This window comes from Achromobacter sp. RT286_PF (assembly GCF_059760425.1).
This window is the reverse complement of record NZ_JCBAMR010000003.1, coordinates 265,929-284,244: the sequence shown is the minus strand read 5'-3', so window position 1 is coordinate 284,244 and position 18,316 is coordinate 265,929. Positions and strand designations below refer to the sequence as shown.

At 64.0% G+C, this 18,316-nt stretch carries 21 protein-coding genes and 1 pseudogene; 11 read left to right on the top strand and 11 right to left on the bottom strand.

Annotated elements, in window-relative coordinates:
- The first annotated feature begins 48 nt into the window (after positions 1-48).
- The gene (locus tag AC6LJY_RS04960; RefSeq protein WP_498135407.1) at positions 49-441 is read left to right on the top strand and encodes a hypothetical protein; all 393 of its coding nucleotides are present in this window, start codon (positions 49-51) and stop codon (positions 439-441) included.
- Positions 442-447: 6 nt separating this feature from the next.
- Complete coding sequence (locus AC6LJY_RS04955; protein WP_104144660.1) at positions 448-1,104, top strand: hypothetical protein; 657 nt, start codon at positions 448-450, stop codon at positions 1,102-1,104.
- Positions 1,105-1,113: 9 nt separating this feature from the next.
- On the opposite strand, the gene AC6LJY_RS04950 is transcribed toward AC6LJY_RS04955, so the two are convergent.
- The 4 genes from AC6LJY_RS04950 to AC6LJY_RS04935 are packed head-to-tail and all read right to left on the bottom strand — an operon-like array spanning position 1,114 to position 4,586.
- Complete coding sequence (locus AC6LJY_RS04950) at positions 1,114-1,746, bottom strand: hypothetical protein (RefSeq protein ID WP_498135406.1); 633 nt, start codon at positions 1,744-1,746, stop codon at positions 1,114-1,116.
- Between the two features lie 53 nt (positions 1,747-1,799).
- On the bottom strand, positions 1,800-2,789 hold the full coding sequence (locus AC6LJY_RS04945; RefSeq protein ID WP_498135405.1) for an NAD(P)H-quinone oxidoreductase: 990 nt from the start codon (positions 2,787-2,789) through the stop codon (positions 1,800-1,802).
- Positions 2,786-3,136 (bottom strand): carboxymuconolactone decarboxylase family protein, encoded by a 351-nt coding sequence (locus AC6LJY_RS04940; protein WP_314355875.1) that lies wholly within the window; start codon positions 3,134-3,136, stop codon positions 2,786-2,788. Before AC6LJY_RS04940 ends, AC6LJY_RS04945 begins: the two co-directional genes overlap by 4 nt.
- Positions 3,137-3,149: 13 nt before the next feature.
- Positions 3,150-4,586, bottom strand: a complete 1,437-nt coding sequence (locus tag AC6LJY_RS04935; protein ID WP_120153358.1) for an NAD-dependent succinate-semialdehyde dehydrogenase — start codon at positions 4,584-4,586, stop codon at positions 3,150-3,152.
- Positions 4,587-4,741: 155 nt separating this feature from the next.
- Here AC6LJY_RS04935 and AC6LJY_RS04930 point away from each other — a divergent pair, with 155 nt between their 5' ends.
- The gene (locus AC6LJY_RS04930) at positions 4,742-5,686 is read left to right on the top strand and encodes a LysR family transcriptional regulator (RefSeq protein ID WP_498135404.1); all 945 of its coding nucleotides are present in this window, start codon (positions 4,742-4,744) and stop codon (positions 5,684-5,686) included.
- 27 nt (positions 5,687-5,713) lie between these two features.
- On the opposite strand, the gene AC6LJY_RS04925 is transcribed toward AC6LJY_RS04930, so the two are convergent.
- From AC6LJY_RS04925 to AC6LJY_RS04915, 3 genes and pseudogenes are all read right to left on the bottom strand, one after another.
- A complete protein-coding gene (locus tag AC6LJY_RS04925) occupies positions 5,714-6,331 on the bottom strand; it encodes a class I SAM-dependent DNA methyltransferase (protein WP_314355879.1) in 618 nt (205 codons plus the stop codon).
- Positions 6,332-6,432: 101 nt separating this feature from the next.
- Positions 6,433-6,535 (bottom strand): annotated as a pseudogene (locus AC6LJY_RS04920) (cupin domain-containing protein); the annotation flags it as partial.
- Between the two features lie 50 nt (positions 6,536-6,585).
- Positions 6,586-7,416: an oxidoreductase gene (locus tag AC6LJY_RS04915; protein ID WP_498135403.1), complete on the bottom strand. Its 831-nt coding sequence runs from the start codon at positions 7,414-7,416 to the stop codon at positions 6,586-6,588.
- A gap of 93 nt (positions 7,417-7,509) precedes the next feature.
- On the opposite strand from AC6LJY_RS04915, the gene AC6LJY_RS04910 reads away from it, so the two are divergent.
- Positions 7,510-8,481: an AraC family transcriptional regulator gene (locus AC6LJY_RS04910; RefSeq protein ID WP_498135402.1), complete on the top strand. Its 972-nt coding sequence runs from the start codon at positions 7,510-7,512 to the stop codon at positions 8,479-8,481.
- Positions 8,482-8,542: 61 nt separating this feature from the next.
- On the opposite strand, the gene AC6LJY_RS04905 is transcribed toward AC6LJY_RS04910, so the two are convergent.
- From AC6LJY_RS04905 to AC6LJY_RS04895, 3 genes are all read right to left on the bottom strand, one after another.
- A complete protein-coding gene (locus tag AC6LJY_RS04905) occupies positions 8,543-9,133 on the bottom strand; it encodes a mobile mystery protein B (RefSeq protein WP_219991500.1) in 591 nt (196 codons plus the stop codon).
- Complete coding sequence (locus AC6LJY_RS04900; protein ID WP_332609175.1) at positions 9,124-9,585, bottom strand: mobile mystery protein A; 462 nt, start codon at positions 9,583-9,585, stop codon at positions 9,124-9,126. Before AC6LJY_RS04900 ends, AC6LJY_RS04905 begins: the two co-directional genes overlap by 10 nt.
- A 225-nt stretch (positions 9,586-9,810) precedes the next feature.
- Positions 9,811-11,004 (bottom strand): acetylornithine transaminase, encoded by a 1,194-nt coding sequence (locus tag AC6LJY_RS04895; RefSeq protein ID WP_104144650.1) that lies wholly within the window; start codon positions 11,002-11,004, stop codon positions 9,811-9,813.
- A gap of 215 nt (positions 11,005-11,219) precedes the next feature.
- Between AC6LJY_RS04895 and AC6LJY_RS04890 the strand changes: the two genes are divergently transcribed.
- From AC6LJY_RS04890 to AC6LJY_RS04860, 7 genes are all read left to right on the top strand, one after another.
- Positions 11,220-12,185: a Bug family tripartite tricarboxylate transporter substrate binding protein gene (locus tag AC6LJY_RS04890; RefSeq protein ID WP_314355883.1), complete on the top strand. Its 966-nt coding sequence runs from the start codon at positions 11,220-11,222 to the stop codon at positions 12,183-12,185.
- Positions 12,186-12,368: 183 nt separating this feature from the next.
- Entirely contained in the window at positions 12,369-13,142 is a 774-nt protein-coding gene (locus AC6LJY_RS04885) for an SDR family oxidoreductase (RefSeq protein WP_046803978.1), read from the top strand.
- 21 nt (positions 13,143-13,163) lie between these two features.
- Positions 13,164-14,066 (top strand): LysR family transcriptional regulator, encoded by a 903-nt coding sequence (locus AC6LJY_RS04880; RefSeq protein WP_104144648.1) that lies wholly within the window; start codon positions 13,164-13,166, stop codon positions 14,064-14,066.
- 249 nt (positions 14,067-14,315) lie between these two features.
- Positions 14,316-15,098 (top strand): transporter substrate-binding domain-containing protein, encoded by a 783-nt coding sequence (locus AC6LJY_RS04875; RefSeq protein ID WP_219991496.1) that lies wholly within the window; start codon positions 14,316-14,318, stop codon positions 15,096-15,098.
- A gap of 18 nt (positions 15,099-15,116) precedes the next feature.
- Positions 15,117-15,785: an amino acid ABC transporter permease gene (locus tag AC6LJY_RS04870; RefSeq protein ID WP_104144646.1), complete on the top strand. Its 669-nt coding sequence runs from the start codon at positions 15,117-15,119 to the stop codon at positions 15,783-15,785.
- Entirely contained in the window at positions 15,782-16,438 is a 657-nt protein-coding gene (locus tag AC6LJY_RS04865) for an amino acid ABC transporter permease (protein WP_046803982.1), read from the top strand. Before AC6LJY_RS04870 ends, AC6LJY_RS04865 begins: the two co-directional genes overlap by 4 nt.
- Positions 16,419-17,156, top strand: coding sequence for an amino acid ABC transporter ATP-binding protein (locus AC6LJY_RS04860; RefSeq protein WP_498135401.1), 738 nt, complete (start codon positions 16,419-16,421; stop codon positions 17,154-17,156). Before AC6LJY_RS04865 ends, AC6LJY_RS04860 begins: the two co-directional genes overlap by 20 nt.
- Before the next feature lie 12 nt (positions 17,157-17,168).
- Here the strand turns inward: AC6LJY_RS04860 and AC6LJY_RS04855 are convergent, their stop codons facing one another.
- A complete protein-coding gene (locus AC6LJY_RS04855; protein ID WP_498135400.1) occupies positions 17,169-18,308 on the bottom strand; it encodes a DSD1 family PLP-dependent enzyme in 1,140 nt (379 codons plus the stop codon).
- Positions 18,309-18,316 lie beyond the last annotated feature (8 nt).

Genomic DNA, 18,316 nt, shown 5'->3' with positions numbered 1-18,316 from the left:
CGCAAGGCGTAGGCAAGCTGGCAGCGATCGGGCCGCCTGGCATTGACGTTGGGTATTGCCGTATTGCTGGGCGCTTGTTCTCTGTCTTCCGGCATGTGCGACGCATTCGGTCCAAGCAAAAGCGCGTCGATCGCGGTGCCGCAGAACGCATCCGTTGAAGGGGTGTTCGCCTGCATCGATCAGGCAAGCGTCTCCAGCAAAGACCATGGTTCGCTGTTCGACAGCGGCTACGCCATCCGCGACACGCAATCCGGCGTGCTGGAGTCAAAAAATTACAGCACGCCCAACACCGGCGGCTTCCGTCTGCGGGCCGAGGTCTCAAAGAAGACGTCCACCCTGAATCTGTCTTTGCGCGGCGCGGGCGCTTATTGCACGGACCTGGGCGTGGATAAGGAAATGGCCCGGCTAGCTTCGGACATCGGCAGCTGCCTTCAGCGGTAATTCCCAATGACCGTTCAACGTACGCTTGTGCTGCTTGCCGCGCTGACGCTGCCGCCCCTTGTGGGCGCGCAAGCCCCGTCCAGCGTTGCCGCCTGGACGCCGCCAGGCCCGACGGCATGCGCCTTTTCAGGTTGGACCACCAACCAGAAGCCCGAAATTCTGGTGCGCGCCGAGGCGTCCGCCACGTCCGACGTGCTGGGCAGCCTGCCCACTACGCTGGGCGATGGCCCCGATCCGGATATCGATTACTACAGCGTCACGTTCGATGTCACCGAGGCGCGCGACGGCTGGCTCAAGATCAAGAATGCCAGCGACGACATGACGGGTGGCGACGTCAGCCAGCCCCGGCCCGTGTATCGCGGCGAAGGCTGGATCGAAGCGGCGGATGCGCAAGTCGGCATCCAGTCGGCGCGGGGTTACGCGCGCCCGGACATCGCCACCGAACGGCTGCTGGACCTGGGCCACGACTGGCTGACCGAACGCGCCACGCTGCAAGGCATCGTGGCATGCGAAGGCGACTGGCTGCTGCTTGATTACGAGATGCGCAACAACGAGAAATTCGAACGCCTTGCCCCGAAGGATCGTGCGCGAGGGCGCGCGTGGTTTCGGGGCCTCTGCGCGTCCGCCGAGACGACCTGCGATATGCGTTCGGTGGATGAATGAACCACCCGGCTACAGCGACTCCAGCTGCTTGGGGTCGAACGCCCATTGATGCGTCCTGTTGTCCGCACACTGAATGACCGTCTTGCTGCGCTTCTGCGGCCCGATATCTTTCAGCTTGATTTCCGCATTGCAGACGGGGCAGCTTCCACCCATCGTGGTGAGGTAGACCCGCCCCGACTTATCGGCTTCGAAGTTAAGCAAGCCGGCAAGCCGTACAAACCGCTTCTTCATCAAACCATGGCCGATCAGAAACGCAATCGCGCTGGGCACAACAAACCAGAACCACCACACGCCCCACTTGAAAGCCACTTCGCCAATGGTGACGGCCAGCCCCGCCGCGCCGAACGCGGTAAGCCATCCCCGCTGTAGCGAACGGCCCGCCAGCGCGATGGGTATGACGTCCATGCGCACGAGCTGCGGCCGATCCCAGCCGCCCTCCTTGCAGAGCGGTTCTTTATACGCCGGAGCGGCCGGCTCCTTTTCCACATCGAAGCCACCCAGCGGCGGCGGCGCCTGTTTGGCGTCGGACAAGCCGGACAAGGTTTTGCTGCACTCGTCGCAAAGCCGGCCACGACCGCGATGCGCCGCCCCACAAGTTTGACAATGCACGCGCGCTCTCTCGTGAATGATGACGACGGGCAAAAGGATACAACCGATTGGCGCCCCAGGCACCCGCGCGCGCCACCCTGCTTCCCCTACACCCCCATCGTCAAAATGATCTTCCCCACGTTCTGGGACGATTCCATTCGGCGGTGCGCGTCCGATGCGCGTTCAAGCGTATAGGTGCTGTCGACGACGGGAACCAGCCCGGCGCCGCTGGAAAAGCGGTCCAGCCAATGCTCGCGAAAGCGCTGCACCATTGCGTGTTTTTCGGCTTGTGGACGCGATTTCATGACGGTGCCAAAAATTTGCAGATGGCGATAGAGGATGTCTTCAAGCGCGATGTTGACCTGGCCGCCGCCGCCCAGGATACCCACCTGAACCAGCCGCCCGCCGTTGGCCAGCGACGCGATGTTGCGTGCGAAGTTGGGCGCGCCGATGAAGTCGATGACTACGTCCACGCCCCGCTTGGACGTGTGTTCGGCCACGACCCGCGCGTAGTCCTGCGTGCGATAGTCGATGACGCAATCGGCGCCCAGTTGCTGCACCTGTGCCAGCTTGCTGGCCTCGGCCGTGGCGTACACGGTGGCGCCCGTCGCTCTGGCAAGCTGCACCGCCGCGGAACCCACGCCGCCGGCCGCCGCGTGGATCAGCACGGAATCTCCGGCACTCAAGCGCCCAAGGTGCAGCATGGCTTCGTGCGCGGTGACGAACACTTCGGGGATCGCGGCGGCATGGACGTAATCCAGCGCGTCGGGAACGGGCAAGGCCATGCGCCAGTCCAAGCGCGCAACTTCCGCGTAGGCGCCGCCGCCCACCACACCCATCACGCGGTCGCCCACCTTGAATCCACGCACGGCGCTTCCCGCTTGCAGCACTACGCCGGCGATCTCCAGGCCCATGATGGTGGAATCGCCAAAATTCGGGCGGCCGTAGCCACCCCGGCGGTGCGTCAGGTCGGCGCGATTCACGCCAGCGGCATGCACGCGGACGATAAGGTCGTCCGGGCGCATTTCGGGCGGGGGAACATCGGCCACTTCAAGCACGTCGGCCTCGCCAAACTGTTCAAAAATAATCGCTTTCATTGCTTGTCCTTCGCGCCGCTTTCGGGTGTTGCGGCAAGTGTGTGTTGTGCAATCGCCGATGCGGTAATTGCTGCGGGAAAGCCGACGTAGAACGCCAAGTGTGTGATCGCCGCCGCCAGTTCTTCACGCGTCACACCGTTGCCGACGGCGCGACGCAAATGGGCAGGCAGTTCGTCCGTGTGGCCAGCGGCAATCAGCGCGGCCACGGTGACCAGGCTGCGGTCTCGGAGCGCCAGCGCGGGGTCGCCCCACACGTCGGGGTAAAGCGTGTTGTCGACGAAGGCCGACAGCGTGGGCGTGAAGGCGCGCGCGGCCTCACGCGGCTGGCTGAAATCGATGTTGGACATGTGCTTTCCCTGTTCAAGCCTGACTGATGAACTTGTGCGTGAGGTAGTACTCGATACCTTCAACGCCGCCTTCCGAACCGTGTCCGCTTTCCTTCATGCCCCCGAACGGCAGCTCGGTCGCGACGATGCGATATTGGTTGATGCCGATCATGCCGGCTTCCAGCCCATCGGCCACGTCGATCGCCGTGCGCGCATCGCGGGTGAATGCATAGGCGGACAAGCCGTAGGGCAAACGGTTAGCTTCCTGCAAACCGTCCGCAAGCTCATCAAAGGCCATCAGCACCGCGATGGGGCCAAAGGGCTCTTCGTGCATGATCCTGGCTTGCATCGGTACATCGGCCAGCACTGTCGGTTCGAAGAAATAGCCTTCCCCTTCGATGGCTTTGCCGCCAGTCAGCACCGTGGCCCCGCACGCCACCGCATCCGCGATCAAGGCCTGCATCTTCTCAAGTTGGCGCGGGTTCGCCAGCGGGCCGACCTGGGTGGCAGGATCAAGCCCGTTGCCCACTTTCAGGGCGCGCGTGGCCTTGACGAAATGTTCGCGGAATTCGTCATAGACACCGCGCTGCACCAGAAAGCGTGTCGACGAAATGCAGACTTGGCCCGTGCCACGAAACCGGTTGGCGGCGCCTTCGACCGCGGCGCGTGCGACGTCGGCATCGTTGAACACCAGAACCGGCCCGTGCCCGCCCAGCTCCAGCGTGATGGGCTTCACCCCTTCGGCGGCGCGTGCCGACAACAACCTGCCAATCGGCACCGACCCGGTGAACGTCACCTTGCGGATCACCGGAGACGCAATCAACTGCCGCGAGACGTCGTCGGGCACGCCAAAGACCACTTGCAGCACGCCTTTGGGCAGGCCGGCATCGTCCAGGGCACGTGCCAGTGCCAGCGCGGTGGCGGGGCTTTCTTCGCCCGGCTTGATGATGACGCTGCACCCGGCGGCAAGCGCGGCGGCCAGCTTGCGTGCCGGCGTGATGGCCGGAAAGTTCCAGGGCGTGAAAGCGGCCACCGGCCCGATTGCTTGCCGCTTGACCAGCTGCTGCACGCCTGGGCGGTTGGCGGGCACGACGCGGCCGTCTATGCGTTTGGCTTCTTCGGCAAACCAGTCGAAGTAATCGGCCGCGCGCAACACTTCATCGCGGCTTTCAACCAGCGGCTTGCCTTCTTCAAGCGTCATCAGCGTGGCAATGTGCTCGGCCCGCTCGCGCATCAATTCCGCACCGCGCTTGAGCACCCGGGCACGCTCGTTGGGAAACGCGGTGCGCCATGCATTGAACGCCTGCTGCGTCACGTCAAGCGCGCGCTCCAGGTCGGCGGGCGTCGCAAGCGGCACGCGGCCCAGTTCCTGGTGCGTGGCCGGGTTGATGACGGCGGCGGTGTCGCGGTCGCCAGCGCCTATCCATTCGCCGTTGATGAAGAGGTAAAGCGGATCATAGTTGCCGTTCATGGCTGCAAACTCCGATAAGATTGTTCGTTTCCTGCCGGGCCAGGACCTGACCATGGAACGAAGTCTAGGCGCGAGACGGGCGCGGATTTAGCCCCCGGCGAAGGAATGACTTTCTCTGCCAGAGGAAAAGTCGCCCCCCCCACAATGGACCCACGATGGACAAGCTTTACAACATGTCGGTGTTTGCGAAGGTGGTCGAAATGGGCAGCTTCACTGCCGTCGCCAACCACCTTTCCACCACGGTCGGCAACATTTCACGCGCGGTCACGACGCTGGAAGAAGGGCTGAACGCCCGGCTGATCCAGCGATCCACCCGCCGCCTGGTTGTGACCGACGTGGGGCATCGGTTCTATGACCGCTGTGTGGCGATCCTGGGCGATGTCGAACGGGCGGAAGCCGAAGCAGGCCATGCAACGATCTCGCCACGTGGCGTCTTGCGCGTTCACGCGGTGCCTGGCCTGGGTCGCACTCTGGTCACCCGCGCGGCGATGGCTTACAGACAGGAATACCCCGATGTTTCCGTTGACCTGCTGCTTTCGCAGCGCATGCCCAACCTGTTGGAAGAGCAGCTTGACGTCGGGATCGTGATCGCGCGCGCCTTGCCCGACTCCACCTACGTCAGCCAGAAAATCGGCGTCAGCCACTGCATCCTGGCCGCATCGCCCGCCTACCTGAAGCAGCATCCGCCCGTGCAAACCCCCGAAGACCTTGCCCGGCATGACTGCGTGCTGCTCAGCACCGTGGACTACGCCCCGGACGAATGGCATCTGGAAAGCGCGGATGGCACGTTCACCCACTGCCCGCCCGGCGCGCATTTCGGCGTGAACGATATGGACGCCATGGCGACGGCCCTGCGCGATGGCGCGGGCATCGGCCTGCTTGCCGGCTTCTCGGCAATCGAGGATCTGCGCCGGGGCACGCTGGTGCGGGTGCTGCCCGGCTATTACACGAACCAGCGCAACGTGTATGCGCTGTACCCATCACGACAATTCGTGGATGCAAAGATCAAGTTGTTCGTGGACGCGTTGAAGCTGCACGTGGGCGCGCAGCTGGCGGGGTATGCGGCGGAAATGGGGATTGTGGCGCAAGAGGCGGGGTAGCGAATGGCGCCGCGGGATGGTTATGGCTCAGGACTCGGCAGCGTCCCGTTGCGCCAGCCATACCGTCGCGCCACCGCAAGCCGGATCCTTTTCCATATGCTGCTTCACGGAAAACCCATTGGCGTTGAGCAGTTGCCGGTACTCATTGGGGTCCAAACTGCCGTGATAAAGCGGCTTGGTTTCGAACTGGCCAATGGCTTCTCCCAGCGACGTCCCGCTGGTGAACATCAACACCGCCCCGGGCGCCGCCAGACGACGAAAAGTGCTGAACATGGGACGCTGGTCCTCGGGGCTCAGATGAAAGAAGCTATGCCAGGCGATCAAGCCGTGAAAGCTCTGGGTGAACGGCAACCGCCGCATATCAGCGGCGATCCATCGATGGTCAGGGAAAGTGGATTGCGCCCGCGATAACAAGGGCAACGACGTATCGATGCCCGTCACCAAGCACCCGTTTTCGATCAAATGACGCGCGATTGGGACACCGTTGCCGCAACCGATGTCGAGCACTTGCGCATTCTGGACGGGCATCAAAGACAAAAACTTCGTCAACCAGCCGAGTTCGACAAGCCCCGTCCCGCGCAGCGCTTCAAACGCTGCTGCGTGGTCTTGATAGATGGCGATAACGTTATCGGCGGGTGAGGGCATCTTCTTTGGTCGAAATAGCATTCAGGAGGCGCAATCGGATGCACTATTCGGAGAAGACCGCTGCAATCGCAAGGCACGCTTCGTTACGCCCCTTTTATTCCATGGCGGCGCGTCCAGCCCCATGGGTTCGGTGTCGCCCTGGTAGGAATGCGCGTCGGGCGCTTCAAGTTCGGTCCAGTGCTTGATGAATTCCGGTCGGCTCATCGGCGGTTCTCCTGGTTGTTGCTATGAAGGCATGTCTTGATTACAGCGTATCAGGCATCCGTCGACACCGTAGTCGCCTCCCACGCTCGAAACTCGTCATCCAACGCAGCAAGCTTGGCTCGCACCAGCATCAGCGCATCGCTGCCCAGCAATAGATGCGCCGGAGGATTGTCGGCCTCGATCGCGGCAAGCATCGCGCGGGCAGCCTTGACCGGGTCGCCAAGCTGCTTGCCGCTTTTCTCTTCACGCGCCTGCCGGATCGGGTCGAAGATGACATCGTAGTCCGGGATGGAACGTGGGGTTCTTGTCATTGAGCGGCCGGCCCAGTCGGTTCGGAAAGAGCCGGGCGCGACGGCGGTGACGGCAATGCCCAAGGGCTTGACCTCTTTGCCCAGGCTTTCCGAAATGCCTTCCAGCGCGAATTTGCTGCCGCAGTAGTAGGCGATTCCCGGCATGGTGACGTGTCCGCCCATCGACGTGATGTTCAGGATATGACCGCGTCGTCGCGCGCGCAGGTAGGGCAGCACTGCCTTCATCATGGCGACGGCGCCGAACACGTTCACGTCGAACTGCCTGCGCATCTCCGATAGCGGCGATTCTTCCAGCACGCCCTCGTGCCCATACCCGGCGTTGTTGACCAGGACGTCGATAGGTCCCACGCTGGTTTCGATTTCCGATACGACGTCGTCAATGCGGTCGAACTGGGTGACGTCCAGCACGCGTCCATGGGCCGCATCGGACAGCGATTCGAAATCGCGCTTCGCGTCTGCGCTTCTTACCGTGCCCACCACCGTGTGACCGGCGGCCAGCGCTTCTTGCGCCAGCGCGCGGCCGAATCCGCTGCTGACTCCGGTGATCAGGAATATCTTGTTCAACGCCATGTTGCGTCTCCAAAATGCAAAGAGGAGACTGCATACTATTCTTGCCATAGACGACTTATCAGCCCGAATTCGCTGAATTTCTTGCATAAAGCTATGAGCCTAAACGCCGCCTCGACTCAATGTTCGGCCACGCATTCCGATACGCCCAAGCGCACGGTCGCGCTACTGCGCGCCTTGGCGCCCGCCGAAGGCTATAACCTGGCCGCGCTGCCCAGCGTGCGCATCCTGCGTTCCGACCGAGCGCTTTCACGCACCCCCGTTTTGTATGACCCCGGCATTGTGATCGTGTGCCAAGGGCGCAAGCGGGGGTACTTTGGCGGGCAGATGTATCAGTACGACGAGGATCACTATCTTGCCGTCTCGGTGCCGGTTCCTTTCAGCATGGAAACCGATGCAACACCGGAACGCCCATTGCTGGCGCTTTATCTGCACCTTGATTTCACGGTGGCTGCCGAGCTGGCCGCGCAGATCGGCAACGCAAGCGCGGGCGATGGGGCGGAGGTGCCCAAGAGCATGATGTCGACTCGGATGGACGACAGGATGCACACCTGCGTTCTGCGCTTTCTTGAAGCCATGCACCAGCCAATCGAAGCCGCCGTGCTGGGACCGGGCCTGCTGCGCGAACTGTATTTCCGCGTGTTGACCGGGCCACAAGGCGGGGCGATGCGCGAGGCACTGGCGATGCGAGGGCAGTTTGGCAGGATAGGGATGTCGCTACGGCATATTCATGCCGCGTACGCCGAACCGCTTGATGTGACGCAGCTTGCGCAGAAGGCGGGCATGAGCGTTCCCAGCTTCCACAGCCATTTCAAGGCGGTCACGCAAGTGTCCCCGATGCAGTACGTGAAATCGACGCGGCTCCATCAGGCAAGGCTGTTAATGGTGCGCCAGGACTTGACCGCTGAAGCGGCGGGCCACGCCGTAGGCTACACAAGCACATCGCAATTCAGCCGAGAGTTCAAGCGGCTTTTCGGCTTGACGCCGGCGGCCGAGGCGAGACGCATGCGCGAAAGCTTCGCGATTCCTGCGTCGTTTGCCGACGCCACCTATGTGTCGTCGCACTGACGTTGGGGGCTACCGGTTGTCCGGAGTGCCGCGATAGACAGGCCGGCTGGGCAAGGCGCTTTTAGCTGCGAACAAACGCAAGCAGCAAGTGATATTCGCCCTGGTCCGCGGCGCGTAGCGCGTTGAGATAGCGAGTCCGAGCGTTGGAGGCGTTCACAAGATTTCCCGCGCCCCCCCAGGAAAACTGCGCTTGCCCCAGGCTACGTAGAAGAGCGTCAGCCATCATTCGGGAATGCCGCCCGTTGCCGTTTGGGAATGGGTGAATCCAGACCAGGTCGCGGTGAAAGCGGGCAGCGATTTCGTCAGGTGGATAGGCGCCACGCTCGATTCCCCAACGGGTGTTGGCAAGCAGTTGCGATAGACGTGTGCTGACCTGCGTCCAGTCACAACCGATATTCTTGTCTGACCGCCGGAAGGTCCCTGCCCAGCTCCACGTCTGGTCAAACATTTTGGAATGGAGCGTTCGGCAGAATCCTTCGCTTAGAACATCTGGCGAGCGAACCCTTTTCAACCAGCGCACCGCACGCAACAGGTTTTCCTGCTCCCAATCATTCAAGTCGCCCTTGGTGCTCAGGTGTTCGGGGATGAGGCCCGCCCGTTCATCGGGGTCCAGTGGTGTCTGGCCGTCTTGATAGTCAAGATCTAGCGCCATAGCTCGGACCATCGGCCCCGTAGCAGTTCATCGATTCTGCGCTCTACTTGTTTACGAAGTCGGTCCTCTGTTGGGCGCTGGTCTTCGAGGCCCATGGTGTGCGCAACGCCTCCGACCTCTTCCAGCGCGACAGCGCGGGCGCGCTCTTGAACCCTATCCGTGAGCGGCTTGCGAGGCACCAAGGCATAAACGAGTTCGCAATCAAGTCCGTCCGCCAGCTTGCGCAGTTGCCTGAGCGTGATGCGTTCGTCCGCTTCCGCTTGTTCTGATTTATGAAGCGTGGGTGCCGAAATTCCCAAACGTTCGGCTTGCTGCCGCTGAGTCAAGCCAAGTGACTCCCGGATCAGCTTCAACCAGCCGCTAGCAGGCGGTTTTCGCCCCAGCAGGTTTGCGTAAGCAGAGAGCGCCGCCTGCAATTGTTCCAAGCGAAGTTGGTTGAGTTCGGGGGACATTTTCTACCTTATACGCGGTCATAAGTTAGTAAAATATTAGCCTATGGTGCAGCAAAACGGCAGATTTTATTAGCCTATAGTGCAACAGACTTTGCGGGCTTGCTGCACTATAGGCTAATGATGGAGGGTACGATCCCCGTCCCCGCGCCCCCCCCACGCCTGTCCGCGCAAGAAAAAAGGGCCGCAAATCCGCGGCCCTTGCTCACTCTTTCCAGCCTGAATCAATCAGGCCTTGCGCACCTGCGCGATCAGCGCGTCCAGTTGCGTCAGCATCAGGTCGATTTCTTCGGCCGTGACGTTCAGCGCGGGCATGAAGCGCAGCAGGTTGGGGCGCGGGGCGTTCAGCAGCAGGCCTTGCGGGTTCTGGTTGCGGGCGGCTTCGACGATGGCGGGGCCGTCGTCGCGGTCCATGATCAGGGCGCGCAGCAGGCCTTGGCCGCGTTCGCCCTTCATGCCGTACTTGGCCGACAGGGCCAGCAGGCCTTCGGACAGTTGCTTGGCGCGCGCGTTGACGGCGTCCATGAAGCCCGGGGCGGCCAGGGCGTCGAACACGGCCACGCCCACGGCGGTGGTCAGCGGGTTGCCGTTATACGTACCGCCCTGGTCGCCGTGCGAGAACACGCAGGCGTCCTGGCGGGCCAGCAGCGCGGCCAGCGGCACGCCGCCGCCGATGCCCTTGGCCAGCGTCATGATGTCCGGCGTGACGTCGGAATGCTGGTAGGCGAACATTTTGCCGGTGCGGCCCATGCCGGTCTGGACTTCGTCCACGATCAGCAGCAGCTGGTTCTCGTCGGCCAGCTTGCGCAGGCCCTGCATGAACTCCTTGGTGGCGGGGATGACGCCGCCTTCGCCTTGCACCGGCTCCAGCATGATGGCGACGGTCTTGTCGTCGATCAGCTTCTTCACGGATTCCAGGTCGTTCAATTCCGCCTTGGGGAAGCCTTCGACTTGCGGGGCGAACATCTTGTCCCAGCCCGGCTTGCCCGATGCGGACATCGTGGCCAGCGTGCGGCCGTGGAAGCCGTGGTTCATCGTGATGATCTTGTAGGCGCCGTTCTTCTTGACCTGGCCCCACTTGCGCGCCAGCTTGATGGCGCCTTCGTTGGCTTCGCCGCCGCTGTTGGCGAAGAAGACGCGGTCAAAGCAGGACGCGCCGGTCAGGCGTTGGGCCAGCTCGATCGAGGGAATGTTGTAGAACGCCGGCGACGGGTTCATCAGCTTTTGCGACTGTTCGACCAGCGCGCGCTGCATTTCCGGCGCCGAATGGCCCAGCGTGTTCACCGCCCAGCCCTGCACGAAGTCCAGGTATCGCTTGCCCGCATGATCCTCCAGCCAGGAGCCCTTGCCGCTGACGAACACGAGGTCCGGGCGGGAAGTGATGTCCATGAGGGTGTTGACGTTGAACTGGCTGAATTCCATGGCGGTTCCTGCGGGGTAAGGACAGCGGTGAAGGAAAAACTTCGCGGGCAAAGCGCGAAAAGGCAAATGTAGCACCGACAGAGGGATGCTATCGTGACGCACCCCCCGCCGAATCGCCCCGGGCCGCCTCACAAGGGCCGCCGTTCGGGCGCTCTATTTTATGAGAAGTGGCGCGCCCCTCGCGCGCAGCCCTTGTCGCTTTTTACTGACCAATCATGAAACGTATTCTTTCCAGTCTTGCCGCCGGCTTGGCGCTGGCGGCGGCCGGCGCGCCGGTGCACGCCGAATATCCCGAACGCGCCATCCGCCTGATCGTGCCGTTCCCGCCCGGGCAGGCCACCGACATCTTTGCCCGCGCGCTGGCTGAAAAGCTGGGCGCCGCCGTCAAGCAGCCCATCGTGGTGGAAAACCGCGCCGGCGCGGGCAGCAATATCGGCATGGAACAAGCCATGCGCGCCCCGGCCGATGGCTACACGCTGGTCATCGCGGGTAGCGCCGCCGCCGTCAACCAGACGCTGTACAAGACCATCAACTACAGCCTGACCAAGGATTTCGCGCCGGTGTCGGGCGTGTTCTCGGTGCCGCTGATGTTCCTGGCCACGCCGGCCTCGGGCATCACGTCCCTGACGCAGCTGGTGACGCAGGCGCGCGCCAATCCGGGCGAACTGGCTTACGCCAGCGCCGGCATCGGCGGCACGCAGCATCTGTCGGCCGAGATGTTCAAGGCGGCGGCCAACATCGATATCCGCCACATTCCGTACAAGGGCAGTGGCCCGGCGCAGGCGGATTTCCTGGGGCACCAGGTGCCGCTGATGGTGGATTCCGTGACCGCGGGCCTGCCGCACGTGCAGAACAAAAAAGCCGTGGCGCTGGCCGTGACCACCGCCAAGCGCCTGCCGCAGTTGCCGGACGTGCCGACGGTGGCCGAATCGGGTTATCCGGGTTTCGAGGCCATCGGCTGGGCCGCCGTGCTGGCCCCGCGCGATACGCCGGCCGACGTCACCAACTACCTGAGCCGTCAGATCGGCGTGGCGCTGAATACGCCGGAGATGCAGAAGTTCCTGCGTGACCGGGGCGCCGAACCGATGCCGCTCAGCCCCGAGGCCACGGGCAAGTTCATTGCCAGCGAAGTGGACAAGTGGGGCCGCGCGGTCAAGCAGTCCGGCGCGCAGGTGGACTAAGCGTTCCTCCTTCCGCGAAAGCCGTCCCTGTTTTGCACGGGACGGCTTTTTTATGGACGCCACCTTGCCCAATGCCGCCGCTTTGGGTGGTTTTTCTGGATAGTGCATCTTGCCGCAGCCGGTTTATCGGTGGGTTGCGCTTGCCTAAGCTCGAAACTCCATCGATTCATGAAGGGGTTTTCCATGGCAGACCATTCCATCAAGGGCAAAGTCGTGCTGATCGCCGGCGGCGCAAAGAACCTGGGCGGCTTGATTGCGCGCGATCTGGCCGCGCACGGCGCCCGCGCCATCGCGATCCACTACAACAGCGCGGCGTCCAAGGCAGCGGCGGACGCGACGGTAGCCGCCGTCGAAGCGGCCGGCGCCAAAGCCGTGGCCTTGCAAGCCGACCTGACAACCGCGGGCGCTGTCGAGAAGCTGTTTGCCGATGCGGTGGCCGCCGTGGGCAAACCGGATATTGCGATCAACACCGTTGGCAAGGTGCTGAAAAAACCGTTCACCGAAATCAGCGAGGCCGAGTACGACGAGATGACGGCGGTCAATTCCAAGACGGCCTTTTTCTTCCTGCGCGAAGCGGGCCGGCACGTCAACGACAACGGCAAGGTCTGCACGCTGGTGACGTCGCTGCTGGGCGCGTTCACGCCGTTCTATGCCGCGTACGCCGGCACCAAGGCGCCGGTCGAGCATTACACCCGCGCCGCGTCCAAGGAGTTCGGCGCGCGCGGGATCTCGGTCACGGCGGTGGGCCCCGGCCCCATGGACACGCCGTTCTTCTACCCGGCCGAAGGCGAGGACGCGGTGGCATATCACAAGACGGCGGCCGCGCTGTCGCCGTTCAGCAAGACGGGCTTGACCGACATTGAAGACGTCGTGCCCTTCATTCGCCACCTGGTCAGCGACGGCTGGTGGATCACGGGCCAGACCATTTTGATCAACGGCGGCTACACCACCAAGTAAGTAGCCGCTAATCTGTCGGGCATGGACCGATTCGACCAGTACCGCGTATTCGCCCAAGTCGCCGAGATGGGCAGCTTCATCAAGGCCGCCAACGCGCTGAACGCACCTCGCGCGTCGGTGTCCGCGGCCATCCAGCAACTGGAGGCGCAACTTGGCGTCCGCCTGCTGCACCGCACGACGCGGCAGGTGCGGCTGACGGCCGACGGCGAGCAATTGCTGGCGCGCGTGCAGCCGCTGCTGGCGGACGTGGAAGACATCGACCAGTTGTTCCATGCCAGCCAGTTGCAGGCCTCGGGCAGATTAAGCATCGACGTGCCCAGCCGGGTGGCGCGCCGCCTGATCGCGCCCGCGCTGCCCAGCCTGCTGCGCCGCCATCCCCGCCTGGTGTTGGCGTTGACTTCGACCGACCGCGCCATCGACCTGGTGCAGGAAGGCGTGGATTGCGCCGTACGAATCGGCGCGCTGGCCGATAGCAGCCTGGTGGTGCGGCCGCTGGGTCGAATCGCCCTGATCAACTGCGCCAGCCCCGGCTACCTGCGCGAACACGGCGAGCCGCGCAAACCCGCCGACCTGTCAGAAGGGCACTGGACGGTGGGCTATGCCTCCCCGAAGACGCGCCGCGAGCTGCCTTGGGAATTTCATGCCGACGACGGGCACATCGCGCAACCGCGCAGCCGCGTGATCGTGGACAACGCCGAAAACTACATCGCCTGCTGCCTGGCGGGGATGGGCCTGATCCAGATACCGCGCTTTGACGTGCAGCATCTGCTGGATGCCGGCGAGCTGGTGGAAGTGATGCCGGCGTTTCGCGCAGCGCCGATGCCGGTGTCGCTGATCTACCCGCATCGACGCCAGCGCACGCGGCGCCTGACCGTGTTCCAGGATTGGTTTGAATCGCTGATGCGGCCCCATCTGGAGGCCTGAAACCCGCGCATGCCGCCCATGCCGCCCATGCCGCGCTTGCCGGGCGAGCCAAAGCGGTGCGAAACGCGCTCGCCGCCGGCGCACCCGCCGCACCAAAACGGGGCGGCGCGCGGCGGCCGAGCAACGCATCCGCAGCGCCACCGCGAGCCATGCGTAATGGCACGGAACTTGCTTTTCCAGCTTTGTATACCGAATCGGTGTGCAACGCGTCGACCCGTCCCGGGCGATGCGCGCCCTGGAGAGTTCCTCATGAACCGTAGAACCCTGTTGTTGTCCCTTTGCACCGCCGCCAGCCTGCTGGCCGCGCCGCTGACGCACGCCGACACGTTGGATGACATCGTCAAAGCCGGCACCATCAAGATCGCCGTGCCGCAGGACTTCCCGCCGTTCGGCTCGGTGGGCGCCGACATGAAGCCGCTGGGCTATGACATCGATACGGCCGCGCTGATCGCCAAGCAATTGGGCGTGAAGCTAGAACTGGTGCCGGTCACCAGCGCCAATCGCGTGCCTTACTTGCAGACCCGCAAGGTGGACCTGGTGATCTCCAGCCTGGGCAAGAATGCGGAACGCGAAAAAGCCATCGATTTTTCCGACGCCTACGCGCCGTTCTTCAATGGCGTGTTCGGCCCGGCGGATTTGAAGGTGTCGTCGGCGGCGGACCTGGCCGGCAAGACCATCGGCGTCACGCGTGGCGCGGTCGAAGACATCGAGCTGTCGAAGATCGCCCCGGCCTCGGCCACCCTGAAGCGCTATGAAGACAACAACGGCACCATCACCGCCTTCCTGTCGGGCCAGGTGCCGATGATTGCCACGGGCAACGTGGTGGCCGCCGCCATCCTGGCGCGCAACCCGGCCAAAAAGCCCGAGACGAAATTCCTGATCAAGAATTCGCCGTGCTACATCGGCATGAACAAGGACGAGCCCAAGCTGCGCGCCAAGGTCAACGACATTCTGGCCGCCGCCAAGCGTGACGGCTCGTTGTCGGCGATTTCGCAGAAGTGGCTGGGGGCCGAGCTGCCCAAGGACCTGTAAGTTCCGACGGCGGCCATCATGGCTTACCAATACGACTTCGCGTCGGTATTCGACTACACGCCGGTGCTGTTGAAAGGCATCGGCGTGACGGTGGAACTGATCGCCTTCGGCGCGGTGGCGGGCGTGGCGCTGGGCATCGCCTGCGCCTGGGTCCGCACGCAGGGGCCGCGCGGGCTGCGCGCGCCCGTGGCCGCCTATGTCGAGGTGATACGCAACACGCCGTTCCTGATCCAGCTGTTCTTCGTGTTCTTCGGCCTGCCATCGCTGGGCGTGCAGCTGGGCGAGATGCAGGCGGCGTGCCTGGCGATGGCGCTGAACCTGGGCGCCTACAGCGCCGAGATCATCCGCGCCGGCATCGACGCCACGCCCAAAGGGCAGTACGAGGCGGGCGCCAGCCTGGCGATGACGCGCTTTCAGGTGTTCCGGCACGTGGTGCTGAAGCCCGCCTTGAAACGCATCTGGCCGGCCCTGTCGTCGCAGATCGTGATTGTGATGCTGGGCTCGGCGGTGTGCTCGCAGATTGCGGCCGAAGACCTGACCTTTGCCGCGAACTTCATCCAGTCGCGCAATTTCCGCGCGTTCGAGGTGTACCTGGTCACCACCGGCATCTACCTGATGCTGGCCATTGTCCTGCGCCAGTTGCTGCGCCTGGCGGGCTGGCGACTGTTTCGCAAGGCGGCGCGATGATTGAATTTTCAATGTGGGACATCGTCCGCAACCTGCTGCTGGCCGCGCGCTGGACGGTGGTGCTGTCGCTGGTGGCGTTCGTGGGCGGCGCGCTGATGGGCATGCTGGCGCTGATGATGCGCACGTCGCGCGTGGCGCTGATGCGCCGCGCCAGCTGGGCGTATATCGAACTGTTCCAGGGCACGCCGCTGTTGATGCAGCTGTTCCTGGCGTTCTTCGGGCTGTCGCTGCTGGGGCTGGAAGTGCCGCCCTGGCTGGCGGCCGGCGCGGCGCTGACGCTGTGGTCCGGCGCGTTCCTGGCCGAGATCTGGCGTGGCTGCGTGGAAGCCATTCCAAAAGGCCAGTGGGAAGCGTCCGCCAGCCTGGCGCTGGGCTACGTGCAGCAGATGCGCTACGTGGTGCTGCCGCAGGCGCTGCGCATCGCCATTGCGCCCACCGTCGGCTTCGCCGTGCAGATCGTCAAGAGCACGGCGCTGACCTCCATCATCGGGTTCACCGAGCTGTCCAAGGCCAGCACGGTGATCACCAACGCCACGTTCAGTCCCTTCACCGTCTATGCCTGCGCCGCGCTGATCTACTTCGCGCTGTGCTGGCCCCTGTCGCGCCTTAGCCTCCGGCTGGAAAGGAAGTTGCATGCCCCTCATCGCCCTTGAAGACGTCCGCAAGAAATTCGGCGACAACGAAGTCCTGAAGGGGGTGACGCTGCGCGTTGAACCCGGCGAGGTCATCGCCATCATCGGCAAGAGCGGCTCGGGCAAGAGCACGCTGCTGCGCTGCGTGAACGGGTTGGAGCAGATTGACGGCGGCGCCATCATGGTGGCCGACGCGCAGTTGGGCGACGACGAGCTGCGGCTGCGCGCGCTGCGGCTCAAGGTGGGCATGATCTTCCAGCAGTTCAACCTGTTTCCGCACCTGACGGTGGGGCGCAACGTGATGTTGTCGCCCATGGTGGCCAAGCGCATGCCGGAACCGGACGCGGCCGACATGGCGCGCGCCATGCTGACGCGCGTGGGGCTGGCGCACAAGTTCGATGCGTGGCCCGAGGAACTGTCCGGCGGTCAGCAACAGCGCGTGGCGATTGCGCGCGCGTTGGCGATGCAGCCGCTGGCGCTGCTGTGCGACGAAATCACATCGGCGCTGGACCCGGAGCTGGTCAATGAAGTGCTGGCGGTGGTGCGCGAACTGGCGGCCGACGGCATGACGCTGCTGATGGTCACGCACGAGATGCGCTTTGCGCGCGAGGTCTGCGACCGCGTCGTCTTCATGCACCAGGGCCGCGTGCATGAGATCGGGCCGCCCGAGGAGTTGTTCGCATCGCCCGCCACCCCCGAACTGCGGCAATTCCTGGGGATGACGAACCTGGCGATGTGACGGGAAGCGCGATCAGCGCGAAAAGCCGCGCGCGGCGATTTCCCAAATGTCTTGCACCACGCCATCGCGCACCACGACCAGGCCGTCATGCAGATTGAATGTAGGGTCCACGTGCGAGGGCACCAGGCGCAGCACGTCGCCCAGCGCCGGCGCGGTGGCGCCGGGCGCGACACGCACCACGCCATGTTCATCATTGATGGCGACGTAGGTCAGGCCCGGCGCGTCGAAGACGGCTGGCGGGCCGCATTCGGCGGTGGTCGATTTCAGACCCGCGTCCAGGATGACGCGCTCGGGCGCGGGCGCGCTCATGACGGTGGACAGCACGAACAGGCTGTTCTGGAACGCAAGCGCGCCGTCCCAATCGTTGGCGCCGTAATCGCCATCCATGAACGCGTACGAGCCCGCTTGCAGTTCGGTGTAGACGCCGCTTGCCGCATCGAATTCCGCGCTGCCCGTGCCGCCGCCGGTGATGATGTCGCACGCGATGCCGCTTTCGCGCAGCAGCTGGGCGTAAGAGGCGGCGATGCGCGCGGCCTTGCGGCAGATCCGCGCGCGTTCTTCGCGCGTACGGGCGTGCTGCACCGAGCCGTGATAGGCCTGAAGGCCCACGAAGTCCACGCCGGGAAGATCGCGCGCCTGTTGCGCCAGCGCCAGCACCAGGGCGTCGTCCGAGACGCCGCAACGCCCTTGTCCGACGTCCACTTCGACCAGCACATCGATCTGGGCGCCGGCTTGCACCATGGCTTGGGAAATGTCCGCCAGGTTTTTCGCGTTATCCACGCAGACGCTCAGCTTGGCCACGCGCGCCAGCTGGCCCAGCAGGGCCAGCTTGGCCGGCCCGACGACTTCGTTACTGATGTGGATGTCGTGGATGCCGGCCGCCACGAAAGGCAGCGCTTCGCTGACCTTCTGGCAGCAGATGCCGCGCGCGCCCAGTGCCAGCTGGCGCCGCGCGATCTCGGGACATTTGTGCGCCTTGGCGTGCGGGCGCAGGGCGACTTCGTGGCGGTCCGCCCAGGCCTGCATGGCGCGCAGGTTGGCCTCGAAGGGGCCCAGATCCAGCACCAGGCTGGGCGTGTCGACGCGGGCCAACGGGTCGCCCGGTTGCGCGGGCGGGGGCAGCGCTATGCCGCGTATGACTTCCTGGGACATCGAGGTAA